The following is a 17,306-nucleotide window of genomic DNA, read 5'->3' as shown; positions in this document are numbered from 1 at the left end:
GACATAGATATCCGACAGATTATCGATGAGACGTTTCGGCCCGTAACAGCACCCTTACGGCTCGACGGAAACCGGCACCGGAGCGGACGGTACGGGCGTACCGGCGGGCTGGTCCGGGTCGCCGGAGAACCGGTCGCCGGAGAACCGCCGGTGCAGTCGGCGCAGCGGAGCCGGCGCCCACCAGTTCCACTCGCCGAGCAGGCTCATCAGCGCCGGCATCAACAGTCCCCGGACCACCGTGACGTCGAGGAGTACCGCCACCGCCATGCCGAAGCCGATCTCCTTGACGGCGGTCAGGTCGCCGAGCAGGAAACCGAGGAAGACGATGGTGATGCAGACCGCCGCCGAGGTCACCACCGGACCGGTACGGGTGATGCCGGCCAGTACCGCCCGCTCGCCGGCCCGGAGCCGGGCCGCCTGGGTGCGCAGTCCCGACCGGCGACGCCACTCCTCCCTGATCCGGGCGAGCAGGAACACCTCGTAGTCCATCGACAGCCCGAAGACGAACACGAAGAGCAGTACCGGGGTGGTGACGTCGATCGCCCCCCACGACTCCACCCCGAGCAGGCCGGCCCCCCAGCCCCACTGGAACACCACGACCAGTACGCCGAGCGTGGCGAGCAGGGTCAGCACGTTCATCACCAGTGCCTTCACCGGGATCACCAGTGAACCGGTCAGCACGAAGAGCAGCCCGACGGTGACCAGCAACAACACCAGTACGGCGTACGGCAGCCGTTGCGCGACCGACGAGCGGTAGTCCACCAGTTCGGCGGCCGACCCGCCGACCAGCAGCGGCAGCGGCTGCTCCAGGGTGCGTACCGCGCGTACCAGGTCACGGGACTCGGGGCCGCCGGTCGCGCCCTTCGGCGTCAGGTCGATCACCACGGACGCGCCCGGCACGTCCGGCCGGGGCTGCATCCGGATCACCTGGGGCAGGGTGTTGAGCTGGTTCATCAGGTCCCGCACCTCGGCGCTGGCCGGATCCGCCTCGACGACGACGGTGACCGGGGCGGCCCGACCCGCCTCGAAGTCGCGCAGCAGCACGTCGTGCACCTGCCGGGCCTCCATCGACCGGGGCAGCGCCCGGGCGTCGGAGTTGGCCAGGTTGGCGCCGCCCAGGAACGGCAGGGCGAGCAGCAGCAGGCCGGCGGAGACACCGAACGCCACCGGGCCGGGCTGGCGCTGGGCGTACCCGGCGAGCCGGCCGAGCAGGCCGGGGTGCTGCGCGGTGGGCGTACCCGATCGGGGGGCTGGTGCGGTGCGGGCCGGGACGGTGCGGCGGACCGGGCGGGCGACGGCGGCCAGGGCCCGGCGCGGCCAGGTCCGGGCGCCGGGGGCCGGGATCTGCCGGTGGGCGACCGCGACCAGCGCCGGCAGCAGGGTCAGCCCGGCGAGGGTGGCCAGCGCGACCGCGAGCGCGCCGCCGAGGGCCATCGCGGCGAGCAGCGGCTCCGCGAAGACGTAGAGCCCGACCATCGCGGCGGCGACCGCCAAACCGGAGATCAACACGGTACGGCCGGCGGTCGCCATCGTCCGGGCCAGCGCCTCGACGGGATCCCCGCCCTCCGGCCGGTCGCCGCCCTCCGACCCGTCGCCGTGTGCTGATCCGTCGCGGTGCGCCGAGCCGTCGCGGTGTGCCGAGCCTGCGTCGCGTTCCTCGCGGAACCGGGCGATCAGCAGCAGCGCGTAGTCCACGGTCAGGCCGATGCCGAGCAGTGTGACCACGTTGACGGTGAACTCGCCGACCCCGGTGACGGCGGTGAGGGCGTACAGGCCGAGCAGGGTCACCGCGACGGCGGCGAGGGCGGCGAGCAGCGGCAACGTCCCGGCGAGCAGGCCGCCGAGGATCACCACCAGCGCCACCAGGAGTACGCCGAGCGCGACCGACTCGCCGACGATCGCGTCGTCCACCGCCTGTTCGGCGAAGGCCCGCTCGGTCAACTCGTCGCCGCCGACCAGCACCTGTGGCGCGTCGATGCCGCGCAGCAGGGCGGCGACCCGGTCCTCGGCGGCCTCCCGCTCGGCGGCCGGCAGTCCGTCGGCGAGTTCGACCCGGACCAGGGTGCTGCGGTTGTCGGCGCCGATCCGGCCACCGGCGGCGTTGTAGAGGTCCTCGACCTCCTTCACCCCCGGTACGGCCTGGACCTCGGCGCGTACCCGGTTGACGCTGGCCACCAGCGCGGGGTCGTACGGGTCACGGTCACGGACGATCGCGACCACGGTCGAGCCCTCGGGCAGGAGTTCACCGATCCGGCGGTCGGCCCGCTGCGACTCGGCATCCGGGCGGAGGTTGTCGGTGTCGACCAGCCGGTCGAAGACCTGGCCGCCGAGGGTCGCCCCGGCCAGTACGAGCCCCAGCCAGCCGATCAGCACCGGCCAGCGCCACCGCCACAGCGACCGCCCGTACGCAGCGAACATGCCCCCGAACCTCCTCTGGCGCGACGCCGGACCAACGCCGGATCGGCGTACGGCCGACGCCGGATCGTCGCCCTCGGCGCACATGCAAACACCCTGAGCAGTCAACCGGCAGTCGCCAACCGGTCAGAAGTGACCGTCCGGTGTGCCGGGTCGGCCTGTCCTGCCTGGCGCGTCGCCGAGGTCGCCTGCACCGGACGGGTCAGCAGCCGATGCCAAGGTCGCCTGTGCCGGACGGGTCAGCAGCCGATGCCGAGGTCCTTCTCGGCCGGGCCGATGTCGTCGTACCGGCCGGTGATGTCGGCGAGGTGCCCGTCGCCGTCGGTGTCGCCCATGTCGACGCCCTCGAAGTAGACGACGTCGTACTCCGGCGACCAGCCGGTCACCACGAACGGCCGGCCGTTCGGGTCGGCGATCGGCAGTTGCCACGTCGTCCGGCCGGAGGAGAGTTCCGCGACCATCCGCCAGGTGACCGCCTCCCGTTCCGGGGCGGTCGCGCTGACCCGCAACGGCATCTTCTCGCCGGGCTTGAGCGAGATGACGTGCCGCTCGAAGTACGGCTCGCCGACGCTGCCGTCCTCGTGCACCTCCCGGGCCACCGGGTTGCTGTCGTCGAGGTCGAAGGCGATCTTCTCGACGTCGGCGGATCCGGCCGTCTGCTCGCAGAAGGCCGTACCGGCCCAGATCGGACCGCGCTGGACGACCTCCGCCCAGATCCCGGTGACGATCACCTCCTCGGCACCGTTGTTGGTGAGCACGACCTGGAGCTTGGTCTCGCCCACCCGGGCCGCGCCCCGCTGGATGAGCCAGTCGAAGCGCTCCCTGCCGGGCGCGGGTACGGCGATGCTGTCCGGCAGTGGTTCGGCGAGTGCCCACCGGTTCTCCGACTCGTACTGCGGATGGACGACGCTGGCGGTCGCCTCGACCGGGTACACCGCCTCGCTGGCGGTCGGGCTCGGCGAGGCGGCGGCCGGAACGCCGGTGATCGGTGCGGCCGGCGCGACGTACGGGGCGGACGCCTGCACCACGGCGGCGACCGCGGTGAGTCCGGCCAGTGGCAGGCCGATCACTGCGATCTTGTTGGTGATGCTCAGCCGCCGCCATCCGCCCCGTACCCGGTCGGCCACCGCCCTGACCCGGTCGACTGCGTTGCCCATCGCCCCTCCGCGACCGTTCCTCGGTGCCCAACTCGGGCATCAATAGATCACTTAACGTGAGTTCTCGATGCCTGAACGTAGGCGGACGGCTCGGGTGACGGAATGGGACATTGAGCCGGAAGGCGTTGCGCGGATGGCGACCGTCGGACCTGAAGGGGCGGGCCGGACGCACCACGACGGAAGGCGGACCACCGTCACGACCGGCCCGACTCCGACGATCGAGGAGCCGGTCAGCCCCGTTCGGTGGCGCGGCGGGCCCGAAGGCGTTCGGCGAGCGCACCGAGTGCCGGAGCGGCGTCGGCCAACTCGGCCCGCTGCTCGTCACTGATCTCGGCCATCGCGTCGGCGAAGATCCGGGCCCAGGCGTCCTCGACCCGGGCCGAGCCGTGCGCCGCGTCGAGGGTCGCGTGCAGGCGTACGGCCCGTCGGTCGTTCGGGTCGGGCTCTCGGCGTACCAGGTTGCGGGCCACCAGGGCGCGGACGGTCGCGCTCACGTTGCTGGCGTGCAGGCCCAGGTCACGGGCGAGTGTGCTGACCGAGACGCCGGGGACTTCGGCGACGTACCGGAGCACCTCCAGCTCGGAGGGCGGCAGTTGGCCAAGCCCTGTCTCGTCGACGCCTTGCAGCCGCATCACCCGGCTCAGTTGGTACAGAACCGGTACGAGTGTCCTCGCCTGCCGGAGGACCGTCTCGTCCGCCATGGTCACTCGTTTCACTTCACGAGGATAACGCTAGACATACTTATATAGTTATAGTAACTTGCCGTCGTGACTTCCGCCCCCTCGCGAAGCGAAGAGTCCAGCCCGTCTTCACCGCCCCCGCCGCCCGAACTGCCCGAGGCCGCCAAGACGTCCGCCTCAGCCGATCCCGCCGAGGCGTCCGATCCGGCCGAACCCGCCGAGACAGCCGGTTCGGCCGAACCCGGCGAGACAGCCGGTCTCCCCGACCCCTCCGAGAGAGCCGGGCCGGCCGAGACATCGAATCCGGTTGAGGCATCGAATCCGGCCGAGGCGGCCGAGGCGTCAGATCCGGCCGAGGCAGGCGGTCCACCGGAGCAGTCGGCACCGCCGGTCCGGCGACGGAGACTCCTGCTCCCCGCCCTGGTGCTGCTGGCCTTCGTGCCGCCGATGGGCATCGACATGTACCTGCCGGCCTTTCCCCGGCTCGCCGACGAGTTCCGTACCGACCCCGCCGGCGTCCAACTCACCCTCACCGCGTTCGTGATCGGGCTGGCACTCGGTCAACTCGTACTCGGCCCGCTCTCCGACCGGTACGGCCGGCGGTTGCTGATCCTCGCCGGCACGGCAGTCTGCGGGGCCTCCGCCGCCGCCTGCGCGCTCGCGCCCACCCTGGAGACGCTGACCGCGCTCCGGTTCGTGATGGGATTCAGTGCGGCGGCCGGGGTGGTGGTCGGCCGGGCCGTCATCTCCGACACCGCACAGGGACCGGCCGCAGCCCGGATGTTCGCGATCCTGATGGCGCTCAGTGGCATCGCCCCGATCACCGCACCGCTGATCGGGGGCGTGGTGACCAGCGCCGCCGGCTGGCGCGCGGTCTGGTACACCCTCGCGGTCGGACTGTTGCTCACGCTGCTGGTCGCGCTGGTCGGCGTACCCGAAAGCCTGCCGCCGGAGCGGCGGCACGCCGGTGGGCTCCGCGCCACCCTGGCCACCGCGCGGGCGTTGCTGACCGACCGGGTCTATCTCGGCTACACGTTCGCGTTCGGCTTCGGGTTCGCGGCCCTGTTCTGCTACATCGCCGCCTCGCCGTTCTTCCTCCAGTACGTCCTCGGGCTCTCCGTCCGGCAGGCCGCCGTCGCCTTCGCCGCCGGGGCGCTGCTGGCCACCCTGAGCAGCGCGGTCAACGCCCGACTCGTCGGCCGGGGCGCCGCACCGGCGGCGCTGCTCCGGACCGGGCTGGTCATCATGCTGGGTACCACCGCCGGCCTGCTCGGCGTCACCCTGGCCGGGCAGCTCGACCGGGTGGTGGCGCTCGCGCTGCTGCTCTTCTTCGTCGGACTCGGCATGATCATGGGGAACGCGACAGCCCTGGCGATCCAACGGGTACCGAAGGCCGCCGGCAGCGGATCGGCGGTGCTCGGCACACTCCAGGGGGTACTGGCTGCGGTGGCGGCGCCGCTGATGGGGCTCGGCGGGCGGGACAACGCCGTCGTGCTGTTCCTGGGCATGACCATCTGTGTCACGGTCGCCTGCTTCGCCCTGCTGCTCACCCGTTCACCGGCGGATACCGGAGCCGAAACGGCATGACCGGGCAAGCCCTCCGGTGGGTGAATCGTCCCTCAGCTCTCGGGTGACGCTTCGTAGCAGGTGGCGACGGCGGTGGCGCGTTCGCGCAGGGCGGTACGCAACCACTGCGGGGCGAGGGCTTCCGCGTTCGTGCCGAGCTGCCACAGTGCCCATTCGGCGTGTCTCGAATCCTGGAAGGTCACCTCCAGCCGCAGCCAGTCGTCCGCGTCGACTTCCTCGGCGTGGACGGCGAGCGCGGTACGCGCCAACTCGTCCCGCCGCCTCGGATGCACCCGTACCAGCACGGTGACCAGGTCGCCGCCGGTCCGGAACCGGGTGCTGCGTTCCTGCCAGGCCCGGTCCAGGTCGACCCGGTCCGGTCGCTGCGCGGGTTCGGTAAGTTCCTCGGCGGCCAACACCCGGGACAGCCGGTAGGTCCGGTCCGCGCCGGACTTCATGGCCAGCAGGTAACCCTGGTCGCGTACGGTGACCAGGCCGATCGGGTCCACCGTGCGCCACTGCGGGGTCTGGCCCGCAGCCTCGTAGTGGATGCGCAGCTTGTGTCCGCCGAGCACCGCACGCCGGATCTCGCTCAGTATCGCGTCGGGAATCTCCTCGGTGGTCAGCCGGCGCGAGAGCAGGTCGGTCTCCGGGTCGACGAGCAGTCGCCGGGCCGCGCCGGTCGCGGTGTCCCGGTGGCTCTCGGGCAGGGCGTCGAACACCTTTCGCATGGCGGAGGCGAGCGCCGAGCCGAGGCCGAATGCCTGCTTGCCGCGCCGCGATCCGACGATCAGCAGGGCGAGTGCCTCGTCGTGGTTCAGTCCGGTGAGTTCGGTCTGGAAGCCAGGTAGCAGCGCGAACCCGCCGTGCCGACCGCGTTCGGCGTAGATGGGTACCCCGGCTGCGGACAGCGCCTCGATGTCGCGCAGCACGGTGCGGGTGGACACCTCCAGCTCACGGGCCAGGGTGGCGGCGGGCAGCCGACCGCGCTGGCGCAGCAGCAGCACCAGCGAGACCAACCGGTCGGCGCGCATCCGGGAAGTATGCCCGGAATACACGACAGAGGATGTCGTGATTGGGCTGCGAAGCTCACCGGCACGTGGGGGCGGGTTACCACGCGCCCACTTCCGACGGATGGAGCTGAGATGGCAGTGGAACGATCGGCGGTCAACCCGTGGCCGTGGTCGATGGGGTTGGGATACCACCAGGGCGAGATGGTCTCCGGGCACACCCGGACGCTGTACTGCGCCGGGCAGACCGCGATGGACGGCGACGGCAAGCCCCAGCACGCCGGTGACATGGCAGCGCAGTTGGCGCTGAGCCTCGACAACCTGGAAGCCGTACTCGCCGAGGCCGGCATGTCCCTCGCGAACCTCGTCCGGCTCAACGTCTACACGACCGACGTCGATCGACTCTTTCCGCACTACGGCGTGCTGGCGTCGCGGTTGGGTGCCGCCGGGGTGGCACCGACCAGCACGATGCTCGGGGTGACCCGGCTGGCGCTCCCCGACCTGATGGTCGAACTCGAAGGAACCGCCGTCGCGTGACGCCACCTCGCCGACTTCGGCGGGGCTGCGGTTGAACGGGTACGAGTAGCCGGCAGACTACTGCTGGGCAAACTCGCGGGACGGCAAGGTCCACACGAACGACCGCCAGGCGGCCGGCGCGAAGGTCAACACCGGACCAGCCGGATCCTTGCTGTCCCGCACCCCGACCACCCCCGACAGGTTCCCGGCCACCTCGACGCACTCGCCACCGTGACCATTACTGCGGCTGCTTTTCCGCCAGGCCGCACCGCTCAGTCTCATGGCACCGCCACTTCCGGCCGAAGGCGCTGAAATAGAAAGCGTACGACAACCATCTCGCCGAGTTGAAGGGACAGCATCATGGCGAATAGCTGGACGGACGTTCGCGCCCGCGCCAACCTCGACGAGACCCGGGTTGCCGAGCGCAGAGACCGCATGGTTGCCGAGGTCCGTGTCGCTCGGCTCGTCGAGATCCGTAAGCGTCGCGACCTGAGCCAGCAGCAGGTCGCGGACCGGATGGGTGTGCCGCAGGCGCGTGTGTCCGCCATCGAGAAGGGCGAACTACCTGCCACCGAGGTCGGAACGATCAGCAAGTACATTACCGCCCTCGGCGGCCAATTGAAGATCGTGGCTGACTTCGACGGCGAGAAGTTGGTCCTCGATTGAGGACGCCGTCAGGCACGATCGAGGACGCGCGAACCTCCGCCGACGGCTGACACTTCCGTCGAGGACCGCACGACCGCGTCTGCCGTGGCCAGGGCCAACTCGGGCCTCAGGACGCCTTGCGGGCCTGCGTGGTAGCCACGAACGACCGCCAGGCGGCGGGTGCGAAGGTCAGTACCGGACCGCTCGGATCCTTGCTGTCCCGCACCCCGACCACCCCGGGCAGGTTACCGGCCACCTCGACGCAGTTGCCTGCGTTGGCGTTGCTGCGGCTGCTTTTCCGCCAGACCGCGCGACTCAACTCCACGACTCCGCCACCTCCTGAATCAGCTCGATGGACTGCTGGTGGGACAGTGCCTCGCACCGGATTATCTCCCAGATGTTGTTGGCCCTGGCAACCTCATCGGCACGCTCGATCAATCGACCCTCGATTTGATCGTCGAGAAAACCGATGTCGTCGCCACCCTTCATCGTCGCGATCACGAAGGGGCCGTTCACCCCGATGTAGGCCCCGGCCCTCGTCGGCACCACCTGGATCCGAATCCGAGGCTGTTCGGCACACAGCTTCACGATGTGTCGCAACTGATCACGCATGACTCCGGGGCCACCGATTGGCTGGTGCAACACCCGCTCATCGACAACGGCAGTGAACAACGGCGGCTTCTCCCTGGTCAGGATCTCCTGTCGGGCCATCCGGGTAGACACATGCTGCTCGACCTCGGCGCTGGTGAACAACCTGCCACCACTGAGCAGGGCACGAGCGTATGCCTCCGTCTGGAGGAGGCCGGGGATCACCGACAGCTCGAAGCAGCGGATGGCGACGGCCTCCTGTTCGAGGATCGTCCACTCCCGGAACCACGGCATGACCGGCCCGACTCCGATCACTGCCTGGATGCGTTCGAGGAGGCCGCCGGTCTCCAGTACGTTGTCGCAGCGCTTGGCGAACTCGCGGGTCGGGCGACGCTGGCACAGCTCGATCTTGGCGACCAAGGCCGACGAGAAGTTGATCCGCTGTGCCAGACCGTCCTGGGACAGCGAGGCGATACCACGGAACCGGCGTAACTCGCCGGCGAAGAGACCGAGGGTCGTCGGTTCAGCCACGGACAGGCTCCTTACCTGCGGATTGTGGACTCCGGACAACGGCTCGGGTCGTCCGGGCATTACTTCCGAGAGTAGTGGTTTGGTCACCAGACTGGGGGGCGGCAGGCGCCCATGAGCAGGCCGCGATCGCACCCGGATGGGCGCCCCCGGCCCCGGGGACCACCCGCAGTTCCTCCTTGCCGCGGACGGTCCCCGGGGCCACCCATCCGAGGAGGTCACGCTCCGATGTGGTCACGGCTGCGCCGGCAACCCGAACCCGTCCGGTACGCCCCACAGCACCGACGCGACTGGCGGCGACCGTGGTGGCGGCACTGCCGCTGTGGCGACCGCTGGCCGTGCCGGGACCGGTTCAATCCGCCGCCGCTCGTGCCGCCGTACCCGATGTCCCGGACCGGCGCGAACCTGCCGCCCCGGTTTCCGCGCGGGCGGCCGACGAACCGGGGACCGGTCTGGCAGCACCTGCCGCTGCGTCCGCTGTGGGTCTGTCGGGGCTGCGGGCATCCGTGGCCGTGCGCAACGGCCCGGCTCACGCTGCTCGCCGACTACCGCGACGACCGGGTCGGGTTGCACGTCTACCTCGGCTCGGCGCTCTACGCCGCCACCGCCGACCTGCACCGGCTGAACCCGAACCCCGGGCCGGATCCGGCAGCACTGCACGCCCGGTTTCTCGGCTGGGTCCGTCCGCGACCCTCGCCGTGAGTTCTCCTCCGGCCCGTCCCGCGATCAGCTCCGGCCGGCGCTCCTCGTCAGCGGGGCGGCGGGAGTTCGACGGCGGTCAGGCCGCGTCGCCGGTAGACGTCGGGATGTTCGGTGAGCACCGCGCGACCGGTCGGCCACTCGGCGTCCGGCCTGGCGACGACGACCGCGTGGGCGGCCTGCCAGTCCAGGGCACCGGCGACGAGCCGGCCGACCGCGATCGCCGCCGGGTAACCGAGTTCGACGACCTCCATCGCCGGCAGCGCTCCGACGTGCTCGCCGAGCGCTGGTCGGTCGGCCGAGGCCGCCGCCAGGCAGAGTGCGGGTACGTAGATGTGCCGTCCCGCGTCCTGGTGCGCCGCCGCGACCAGGCCGGAGAGCAGCCGGTGGCCGGCACCCAGCGCGAGCAGGGCGCTGTGGTCGAGGACGACCGCCGCGAGGGGAGCGGTCACCCGCGCGGTGTGGCGGGCGGGCGGACGACGCCGTCGAGAGTGGACGGTGCCACGCCCGACGCGATGCCCTGCCAGAATCGTTCACCGGCGGATATGTCGTCCGCGTCGAGGTCGACACCGAGCCGCGAGCGCAGGTATCGGGCCGCGCTGTCCGCGCGTTCCCGCAGCTCGGCTGCGGTCGGCGTGCCGTTGGACAGCTCGGCGACCAGGTCCCGCACGGTCACGCCGCGCTCCCGGGCGATGACGGCGAGCCGGTCCCGGACCGCCGCGTCCACCTTGATCGTCGTGTCCACGGACGGAAGTATACCGACGGTATACCGCCGCTCCGGGTCACTCGCCGAGCGTGCCGGCCCCGATATCCGAATCTGCCACCCGTACGGGGGACGACGGTTACTCTCCGGAGTATGACCCGAGGGTTACTCGCATTGAGAGTAGCCACCGCAGCACTGGTGCTGCCGTCGGTGACCATGACCGGCGCACCCGGAGCCGCGATGGCGAGAACTCCGGCCCAGGCCCGAGCGGGTACGCCGGCTAGGCCCTGCCCGGCGCCGCCGGTGGCCCGGCCGACCAGCCCCGCCCCGCCACCGCTCGACCCGGCGAAGGCGGCGGTCGGTGGCCCCGCACTGGCGACCGCCGGCCTGGTCACCCCGTCCGGCGCCGCCGAACCGCCGAAGGTCACCGCCACCTCGTGGCTGGTCGCCGACCTGACCAGCGGCGCGGTGCTCGGCGGCTGCGGCCCGCACGAGTACGGCGTACCGGCGAGCGTGCAGAAGCTGCTGCTGGCGGCGGCGGTACTGCCACACCTGGACCCGAAGCAGGTCGTCGAGGTGACCGAGTCGGATCTCGACTTCGAGCCGGGCAGTTCGGCGATGGGGCTGGTACGCGGCGGCCGGTACACCGTCGAGACGCTCTGGCTCGGCCTGATCCTGAACTCCGGCAACGACGCGGCGAACGTGCTGGCCCGGCTCGGCGGCGGTACCGGTGGACAGGCCGGCGGGGTCGCCGCGATGAACGCCGAGGCGGCCCGGCTCGGCGCACACCAGACGCACGCCGCGACACCGTCCGGACTGGACGGTCCCGGCCAGTACACCAGCGCCTACGACCTGGCGCTGATCTCCCGCGCCTGCTTCGCGCACGCCGACTTCCGGCGGTACGCGGCGACGAAGACGGCGGAGGTGCCGGCCCAGCCGGCGATCAACGCCAAGGGCTACTCGATGCTGAACGACAACCAGCTCCTGCACCGCTATCCCGGCGCGCTGGGCGGCAAGACCGGCTACACCGACCTGGCCCGGCACAGCTTCGTCGGGGCGGCCGAGCGGAACGGGCGTACCCTGCTCGTCACCCTGCTCGGCGCGGAGACGCAGCCGGCGCGCGGCTGGGAACAGGGCGCGGCGCTGCTCGACTGGGGCTTCGGGCTGCCCGCCGACGCGGGCGTCGGCCAACTCGTCGCACCGGCCCGGGCCGACTCCGGCAACCAGGTCTCCTCGCCGGCAGCCGGCGCCACCCGGGTACGCTCCGACGACCGCGGCTTCCACATCGACTGGCTACTCGGCACGGTCGGCACGATCATGCTGGTCGGTGCGCTGCTCGGGCTGCTGTTCTACCAGCGCCGGGCGGCCCGCCGACAGGTCGGCCGCTGATCCGAGCCGCCGGTCCCCACATCGTCCACGGTCCTTCGTCACTACTCTGCCGGGCGTACCGGGTCGACCTCGGAAACCTCCAGGAACCGGCTGGCCAGCTCGACGCCGCGCAACTCCCGCTGCCGGTACGCCGCGCGGCGCGGATCGGCCAGATAGGACTCGTACCCGTCCCGTCCGGCGAACGACACCAGGTGCACCTCGGTACACCCGTCCCCGGTACGCAGCCGCTGCTCCAGCCGTCCGCCGTGCTCGGCCAGCAGCGGCAGTACCAGGTCCTCGTAGCGTCGGAAGGCGGCCAGGTGCTCCGCCGGTACGTCGAGCACCGCGACCAGGCGGAGCCGACGGTGCGGGGCGGATCCGTCCGACACCGACACCGGCATCGGCACCGGCACCGGCACGGAAGAACGGGGCGGCGGGTGGTCGTCGTTGGTCATGCGGCGGAGTATGCCGGGCCGGGACTAACCTCGGCACCAGGCCGGGAGGGCCGGTGAGCCGAAGGAGAGCAGATGACCCGCTACGCCGCACTGCTGCGGGGCGTCAACGTCGGCCCGGGGAACCGGATCGGCATGGCCGACCTGCGCCGGATCGTCACCGCGCTCGGGCACGACGACGTCCGGACGTACCTACAGAGCGGGAACGTGGTGTTCGGGGCGGCGGACGGAGCCGATCCGGAGCGGCTGGGCGGCGACGTCCGGGCTGCCATCGCCGACGAGTTGGGACTGGACGTACCGGTGCTGGTCCGGTCCGGCGCCGAACTGACGGCACTGGCCGGCGCCAACCCGTACGCGAAGGCGCAGCCGGACGAGGTCAAGTTGCTGGTGGCGTTCCTCGCCGAGTTGCCCGACCCGGACCGGGCAGCCGAGCTGACCGTGCCCGGTACGGACACCGCCGAGTTCACCTTCGCCGGCACGGGTCGGGACATCTACCTGCACTACCCGGACGGGTACGGCCGGACTAAATTCAGCAACGCCTATCTGGAGAAGCGGCTGGCCGTGGCATCGACGACCCGGAACTGGAGGACCGTCCAGGCGCTTGCCGACCTCACCTCCGAACACTGACCGGCCTCGCAGTCGGCTGACCCGGACGGCTACAGCCCCAGGTCACGGGCAATGATCATCCGCTGCACCTCCGAGGTGCCCTCGCCGATCTCCAGGATCTTCGAGTCCCGCCAGAACCGGGCCACCGGGAACTCGTTCATGAAGCCGTACCCGCCGTGGATCTGGGTCGCCTCGCGGGCGTTGTCGACGGCGGACTCGCTGGCATGCAGCTTGGCGATCGCCGCGTGCCGCTTGAAGTCCTCGCCGGCCAGCATCCGGGCCGCCGCGTCGTAGTACGCCAGCCGGGAGGTGTACGCCCGGCGCTCCATGTCCGCGATCTTGAACTGGATGGCCTGGAAGTTGCCGATCGGCCGGCCGAAGGCGTGCCGGTCCTTGGCGTACCGGATCGACTCGTCGACGCAGCCCTGGGCGAGACCGACCGAGAGCGCGGCGATGGCGATCCGGCCCTCGTCGAGGATCCGCAGGAACTGGGCGAAGCCCCGGCCGCGCTGGCCGAGCAGGTTCTCCGCCGGTACCCGGCAGTCGTCGAAGGTCAGCTCGTGGGTGTCCGAGGCGCACCAGCCCACCTTGGAGTAGCCGGGCGCGACGGCGAAGCCCGGCGTACCGGACGGCACGATGATGGTGGAGAGTTCCTTGGAGCCGTCCGGGTTGGTACCGGTGACCGCGGTGACCGTGACCAGGGCGGTGATGTCGGTGCCGGAGTTGGTGATGAACGCCTTCGAGCCGTTGATCACCCACTCGTCGCCGTCCAGTACCGCCCGGGTGGCGGTGCCGCCCGCGTCGGAGCCGAAGCCCGGCTCGGTCAGCCCGAACCCGGCCAGCGCCTCGCCACTGACCAGCTTCGGCAGCCAGCGGGCGCGCTGCTCGGCGGTGCCGAACCGGTAGATCGGCATCGCGCCGAGCGAGACCGCCGCCTCCAGGGTGATCGCCACGCTGGAGTCGACCCGGGCCAGCTCCTCCAGGGCGAGGCAGAGCGCGAAGTAGTCGCCGCCCATCCCGCCGTGCTCCTCCGGGAACGGCAGGCCGAACAGGCCCATCTTGCCCATCTGCGCGACGATCTCGTACGGGAAGGTGTGCCGCTCGTAGTGGTCGGCGATGCCGGGTGCGACGACCTCGCGGGCGAAGGACCGCACGCTCGATCGCAGCGCCTCGTACTCCTCGCTGAGCCGGAAGTCCATGGGTTCCTCCATCGGTTCGGGTCGGTCGCCGGGGCGCTCGTGGCGCCGTGGGCGGGTGGGCTCGGTGGTGACCTCGGTGCTCCGGAACGGCCGGCGTACGGGTGACCGGTGCACGCGTTCCGGTTCCCCAACGGGCGGAACGCCGGGCCGGCGACGGTTTCCTATACGGGCGTGACGCCGTGCCGGCGCCGGGAGAACTCGCGGTCCTTGCCCCGGGCGGCGGCGAACCGCCGGACCAGGTCGGCCCGGAGGTCGCCCGGTTCGACGATCGCGTCGACGACCAGTTCGCTGGCCAGCCGGACGATGTCGATGTCCTGCTCGTATTCGGCGCGGCGCTCCGCGACGAAGGCGGCCCGCTCGTCCGGGTCCCCGATCGCGGCGATCTTGTTGGCGTAGACGGCGTTCACCGCCGCCTCGGCACCCATCACCGCGATCTTCGCGGTGGGCAGCGCGATCGTGGCGTCCGGCTCGAAACCGGGGCCGGCCATCGCGTAGAGGCCCGCGCCGTACGCCTTGCGGACCACCACACAGATCTTGGGTACGGTCGCCTCGCTGATCGCCGTGATCATCTTGGCGCCGTGCCGGATGATGCCCTGCTTCTCCACCGCCGTGCCGACCATGAACCCGGGCACGTCGGAGAGGAACAGCAGCGGCACGTTGAACGCGTCGCAGAGCTGCACGAACCGGGTCGCCTTGTCGGCCGAGTCGACGAAGAGCACCCCGCCCTTGAACATCGAGTTGTTCGCCACCACCCCGACGACCTGGCCGTCGAGCCGGCCGAAGCCGATCGTCAACTCCTTGGCCCAGAGCGCCTGGATCTCCAGGAAGGAGTCGGCGTCGAGCAGACCCTTGACGTACCGGCGCATGTCGAACGCCTGCCGCTCGCTGGCCGGTACCAGTGCGGCCAGGTCGACCTTGCCCGGGGCGTCGACGGGTGTCGCGGCCGGCGGGGTCTGGGTCCAGTTCGCCGGCAGGTACGACAGGTAGCGGCGGACCACGTCGAGCGCGTCCGCCTCGGTCTTGCAGAGGAAGTGCCCGACGCCGGACTCGGCGCAGTGCACCCGGGCCCCGCCCATCTCCTCCAGCGTGGTCTTCTCCCCGGTGACCATCTCGACCATCCGGTCCGAGCCGAGGTACATGCTGGCGTTGCCGTCCACCATCGCCACCACGTCGCAGAACGCCGGGATGTACGCCCCGCCGGCCGCGCTCGGCCCGAACAGCGCGCAGACCTGCGGAATCGAGCCGGAGGCGCGTACCTGGTTCCAGAAGATCTTCCCGGCGCCGCGCCGGCCGGGGAAGAGGTCGACCTGGTCGGTGATCCGGGCGCCGGCCGAGTCGACCAGGTAGACCATCGGCTGGCCGTTGGCGTACGCCCGCTCGATGATCCGGATGATCTTCTCGACGGTACGGGCGCCCCAGCTTCCGGCCTTGACCGTCGAGTCGTTGGCCATCAGGCAGACCGGCCGACCGTCGATGCTGGCCTGTCCGGTGACCACGCCGTCGGCGGGCAACCCGTCGGCGAGGGCGTTGGCGTAGAGCCCGTCCTCGACGAACGATCCCTCGTCGACCAGCAGCGCGATCCGCTCCCGGGCGAAGAGTTTGCCCTTGGCCGCGTTGGCCGCGTGGTATTTCTCCGCGCCGCCGGCCCGGACCCGCTTGCCGAGTTGTTCCAGCGCCGCACCGTCGAGTGTCACGCCGACCCCCTCGTCCGCACCGGGGCCGTGTCGCCCCGGGCCAACCGACCTGAACGATCGTTAGGGTACTGCATCCGGGCCACCCGGGGCCACCCGACCGCTGCCATATCGAACGACCACGTATCCGGACAGGATGTTGTAATTGACAATTGTCTATCACTACGCTGCTGGCACCCCCAACGAACCTTCCGGATCGGAGAGTGAGCCATGACCTCACGCATCAGCCGGCTGCTGGTCGCGTTCGTCGCGACGACGGGTGCCACCCTCGGCATCACGCTGGCCAACCCCACGCCCGCGTCCGCCGCGATGACCATCTGCTACAACACCAGCCAGGCACCCAGCTACGTCAGCATCGCGAACCAGGCCGCCTCGATCTGGAACAACGCCACGTCGAACCTGACGCTCTCCGCCAACTGCGGCACCAACCTGCGGATCTACCAGATCACCGGCGGCGGCTCGTACGCCGTCCGGACCAGCCTCGGTAACGGCCGGGTCTACATCGACACCCGGCAGGCGGCGCAGTACAGCCCGCTGCGGATCATGACGCACGAGATCGGGCACATCCTCGGGCTGCCGGACAACTACAACGGCAACTGCTCGCTGCTGATGTCCGGCGGCAGCGCGGGTACGAGCTGCACCAACCCGTACCCGAGCACGGCCGAGGCCAGCCGGGTGACCCAACTCTTCGCCGGTACCCGGGTCGGACCCGACCGCGCCGACAGCGTCGGTGGCCAGATCTTCCAGGACAGTTGGCCGGCGACGACGATGCTCGCCCCGATCGGCTGACCGCACGACTGACCGAGCGGCGAGGACCGACACGACGAAGGGGCCGGCGAGACCGCCGGCCCCTTCCGTGCGTGCCGCATCGACACCCTGCCGTACCACCGCCGGCCGTACCGACACCACCGCTAATTGCGGTGCGGGCCACCGATCCCGGTACTACCGTGTGCGCCCATGCCGCCTCCCCGGGTACGTCCACCGTTCGTCGCCGACGAGCGGACCCAGCTCGTCGGATGGCTCGACATGCAGCGCTCCCTGGTGCACTGGAAGTGCGAGGGGCTCGCCGAGGTGGACAGCCACCGTGTTGTCCTGCCGACCTCGCCGCTGATGACGATCGCCGGAATCGTCTCCCACCTGCGCTGGGTGGAGCACGCCTGGTTCGAGGTGCTGTTCCTCGGCCGGCCGGCCGGCGACAGCCCCCACTTCCTGGAAGAGCCGGAGGACGCGGACATGCGGGTCGAGGGCATCCCGCTCGGCCAGCTTCTCGACGAATACGACCGGCAGTGCGCGGTGTCGAACGAGATCGTCGCCAACCACTCGCTGGACGAGCCGGGGCGGCACCCCGACTACCGGTCGTCCGCCGCCACGCTGCGCTGGATGCTGATCCACATGGTGGAGGAGACCGGCCGGCACCTCGGCCACCTCGACGCGATCCGCGAACTGGTGGACGGCAAGAAGGGATATTCCTGACCGATCGTCG

At 70.9% G+C, this 17,306-nt stretch carries 20 protein-coding genes; 8 read left to right on the top strand and 12 right to left on the bottom strand.

The window, feature by feature from the left end; translation table 11 throughout:
• Positions 1–54: 54 nt before the first annotated feature.
• The 3 genes from Pen02_RS20255 to Pen02_RS20245 form a co-directional block, all read right to left on the bottom strand.
• Complete coding sequence (locus tag Pen02_RS20255; RefSeq protein ID WP_203867653.1) at positions 55–2,418, bottom strand: MMPL family transporter; 2,364 nt, start codon at positions 2,416–2,418, stop codon at positions 55–57.
• Between the two features lie 236 nt (positions 2,419–2,654).
• On the bottom strand, positions 2,655–3,572 hold the full coding sequence (locus Pen02_RS20250) for a hypothetical protein (protein WP_203867652.1): 918 nt from the start codon (positions 3,570–3,572) through the stop codon (positions 2,655–2,657).
• 230 nt (positions 3,573–3,802) lie between these two features.
• Positions 3,803–4,288 carry a MarR family winged helix-turn-helix transcriptional regulator gene (locus tag Pen02_RS20245; RefSeq protein ID WP_203867651.1) on the bottom strand — a complete coding sequence of 162 codons (486 nt, stop codon included), beginning with the start codon at positions 4,286–4,288 and terminating at the stop codon, positions 3,803–3,805.
• A 387-nt stretch (positions 4,289–4,675) separates the two neighbouring features.
• Between Pen02_RS20245 and Pen02_RS20240 the strand changes: the two genes are divergently transcribed.
• Positions 4,676–5,839: a multidrug effflux MFS transporter gene (locus Pen02_RS20240; protein WP_203867650.1), complete on the top strand. Its 1,164-nt coding sequence runs from the start codon at positions 4,676–4,678 to the stop codon at positions 5,837–5,839.
• 32 nt (positions 5,840–5,871) lie between these two features.
• Here Pen02_RS20240 and Pen02_RS20235 read toward each other — a convergent pair whose 3' ends face one another.
• Positions 5,872–6,852: a helix-turn-helix transcriptional regulator gene (locus tag Pen02_RS20235; RefSeq protein WP_203867649.1), complete on the bottom strand. Its 981-nt coding sequence runs from the start codon at positions 6,850–6,852 to the stop codon at positions 5,872–5,874.
• A 111-nt stretch (positions 6,853–6,963) separates the two neighbouring features.
• On the opposite strand from Pen02_RS20235, the gene Pen02_RS20230 reads away from it, so the two are divergent.
• Positions 6,964–7,365, top strand: a complete 402-nt coding sequence (locus Pen02_RS20230; protein WP_203867648.1) for a RidA family protein — start codon at positions 6,964–6,966, stop codon at positions 7,363–7,365.
• Positions 7,366–7,422: 57 nt separating this feature from the next.
• On the opposite strand, the gene Pen02_RS20225 is transcribed toward Pen02_RS20230, so the two are convergent.
• Positions 7,423–7,626, bottom strand: coding sequence for a DUF397 domain-containing protein (locus Pen02_RS20225; protein WP_203867647.1), 204 nt, complete (start codon positions 7,624–7,626; stop codon positions 7,423–7,425).
• A 78-nt stretch (positions 7,627–7,704) separates the two neighbouring features.
• On the opposite strand from Pen02_RS20225, the gene Pen02_RS20220 reads away from it, so the two are divergent.
• On the top strand, positions 7,705–8,010 hold the full coding sequence (locus Pen02_RS20220; RefSeq protein WP_203867646.1) for a helix-turn-helix domain-containing protein: 306 nt from the start codon (positions 7,705–7,707) through the stop codon (positions 8,008–8,010).
• A 106-nt stretch (positions 8,011–8,116) separates the two neighbouring features.
• Here Pen02_RS20220 and Pen02_RS20215 read toward each other — a convergent pair whose 3' ends face one another.
• The gene (locus Pen02_RS20215) at positions 8,117–8,314 is read right to left on the bottom strand and encodes a DUF397 domain-containing protein (protein ID WP_203867645.1); all 198 of its coding nucleotides are present in this window, start codon (positions 8,312–8,314) and stop codon (positions 8,117–8,119) included.
• Positions 8,305–9,108, bottom strand: a complete 804-nt coding sequence (locus Pen02_RS20210; protein WP_239140999.1) for a helix-turn-helix domain-containing protein — start codon at positions 9,106–9,108, stop codon at positions 8,305–8,307. The genes Pen02_RS20215 and Pen02_RS20210 overlap by 10 nt, the downstream gene beginning before the upstream one ends.
• A gap of 225 nt (positions 9,109–9,333) precedes the next feature.
• Here Pen02_RS20210 and Pen02_RS42830 point away from each other — a divergent pair, with 225 nt between their 5' ends.
• The gene (locus Pen02_RS42830; protein ID WP_307837725.1) at positions 9,334–9,807 is read left to right on the top strand and encodes a hypothetical protein; all 474 of its coding nucleotides are present in this window, start codon (positions 9,334–9,336) and stop codon (positions 9,805–9,807) included.
• Between the two features lie 47 nt (positions 9,808–9,854).
• On the opposite strand, the gene Pen02_RS20200 is transcribed toward Pen02_RS42830, so the two are convergent.
• Positions 9,855–10,256, bottom strand: a complete 402-nt coding sequence (locus tag Pen02_RS20200) for a PIN domain-containing protein (protein ID WP_203867643.1) — start codon at positions 10,254–10,256, stop codon at positions 9,855–9,857.
• Positions 10,253–10,549, bottom strand: coding sequence for a cupin domain-containing protein (locus Pen02_RS20195; protein WP_203867642.1), 297 nt, complete (start codon positions 10,547–10,549; stop codon positions 10,253–10,255). Before Pen02_RS20195 ends, Pen02_RS20200 begins: the two co-directional genes overlap by 4 nt.
• A 132-nt stretch (positions 10,550–10,681) precedes the next feature.
• Here Pen02_RS20195 and Pen02_RS20190 point away from each other — a divergent pair, with 132 nt between their 5' ends.
• On the top strand, positions 10,682–11,896 hold the full coding sequence (locus Pen02_RS20190; protein ID WP_372445635.1) for a D-alanyl-D-alanine carboxypeptidase family protein: 1,215 nt from the start codon (positions 10,682–10,684) through the stop codon (positions 11,894–11,896).
• A 41-nt stretch (positions 11,897–11,937) separates the two neighbouring features.
• On the opposite strand, the gene Pen02_RS20185 is transcribed toward Pen02_RS20190, so the two are convergent.
• Positions 11,938–12,330 carry a hypothetical protein gene (locus Pen02_RS20185; protein ID WP_239140998.1) on the bottom strand — a complete coding sequence of 131 codons (393 nt, stop codon included), beginning with the start codon at positions 12,328–12,330 and terminating at the stop codon, positions 11,938–11,940.
• A 72-nt stretch (positions 12,331–12,402) separates the two neighbouring features.
• Between Pen02_RS20185 and Pen02_RS20180 the strand changes: the two genes are divergently transcribed.
• Positions 12,403–12,954 carry a DUF1697 domain-containing protein gene (locus Pen02_RS20180; protein WP_203867640.1) on the top strand — a complete coding sequence of 184 codons (552 nt, stop codon included), beginning with the start codon at positions 12,403–12,405 and terminating at the stop codon, positions 12,952–12,954.
• A 29-nt stretch (positions 12,955–12,983) separates the two neighbouring features.
• Here Pen02_RS20180 and Pen02_RS20175 read toward each other — a convergent pair whose 3' ends face one another.
• Complete coding sequence (locus Pen02_RS20175; RefSeq protein WP_203867639.1) at positions 12,984–14,132, bottom strand: acyl-CoA dehydrogenase family protein; 1,149 nt, start codon at positions 14,130–14,132, stop codon at positions 12,984–12,986.
• A gap of 161 nt (positions 14,133–14,293) precedes the next feature.
• On the bottom strand, positions 14,294–15,826 hold the full coding sequence (locus Pen02_RS20170; protein WP_203867638.1) for an acyl-CoA carboxylase subunit beta: 1,533 nt from the start codon (positions 15,824–15,826) through the stop codon (positions 14,294–14,296).
• Between the two features lie 207 nt (positions 15,827–16,033).
• Between Pen02_RS20170 and Pen02_RS20165 the strand changes: the two genes are divergently transcribed.
• Both Pen02_RS20165 and Pen02_RS20160 read left to right on the top strand, forming a co-directional pair.
• Positions 16,034–16,612, top strand: coding sequence for a snapalysin family zinc-dependent metalloprotease (locus Pen02_RS20165; RefSeq protein WP_203867637.1), 579 nt, complete (start codon positions 16,034–16,036; stop codon positions 16,610–16,612).
• A 168-nt stretch (positions 16,613–16,780) separates the two neighbouring features.
• A complete protein-coding gene (locus tag Pen02_RS20160; RefSeq protein WP_203867636.1) occupies positions 16,781–17,296 on the top strand; it encodes a DinB family protein in 516 nt (171 codons plus the stop codon).
• Positions 17,297–17,306 lie beyond the last annotated feature (10 nt).

Source organism: Plantactinospora endophytica, assembly GCF_016862915.1.
GTDB lineage: Bacteria > Actinomycetota > Actinomycetes > Mycobacteriales > Micromonosporaceae > Plantactinospora > Plantactinospora endophytica.
The sequence above is the reverse complement of the archived record's forward strand: the minus strand, read 5'-3'. Positions and strand labels throughout refer to the sequence as shown.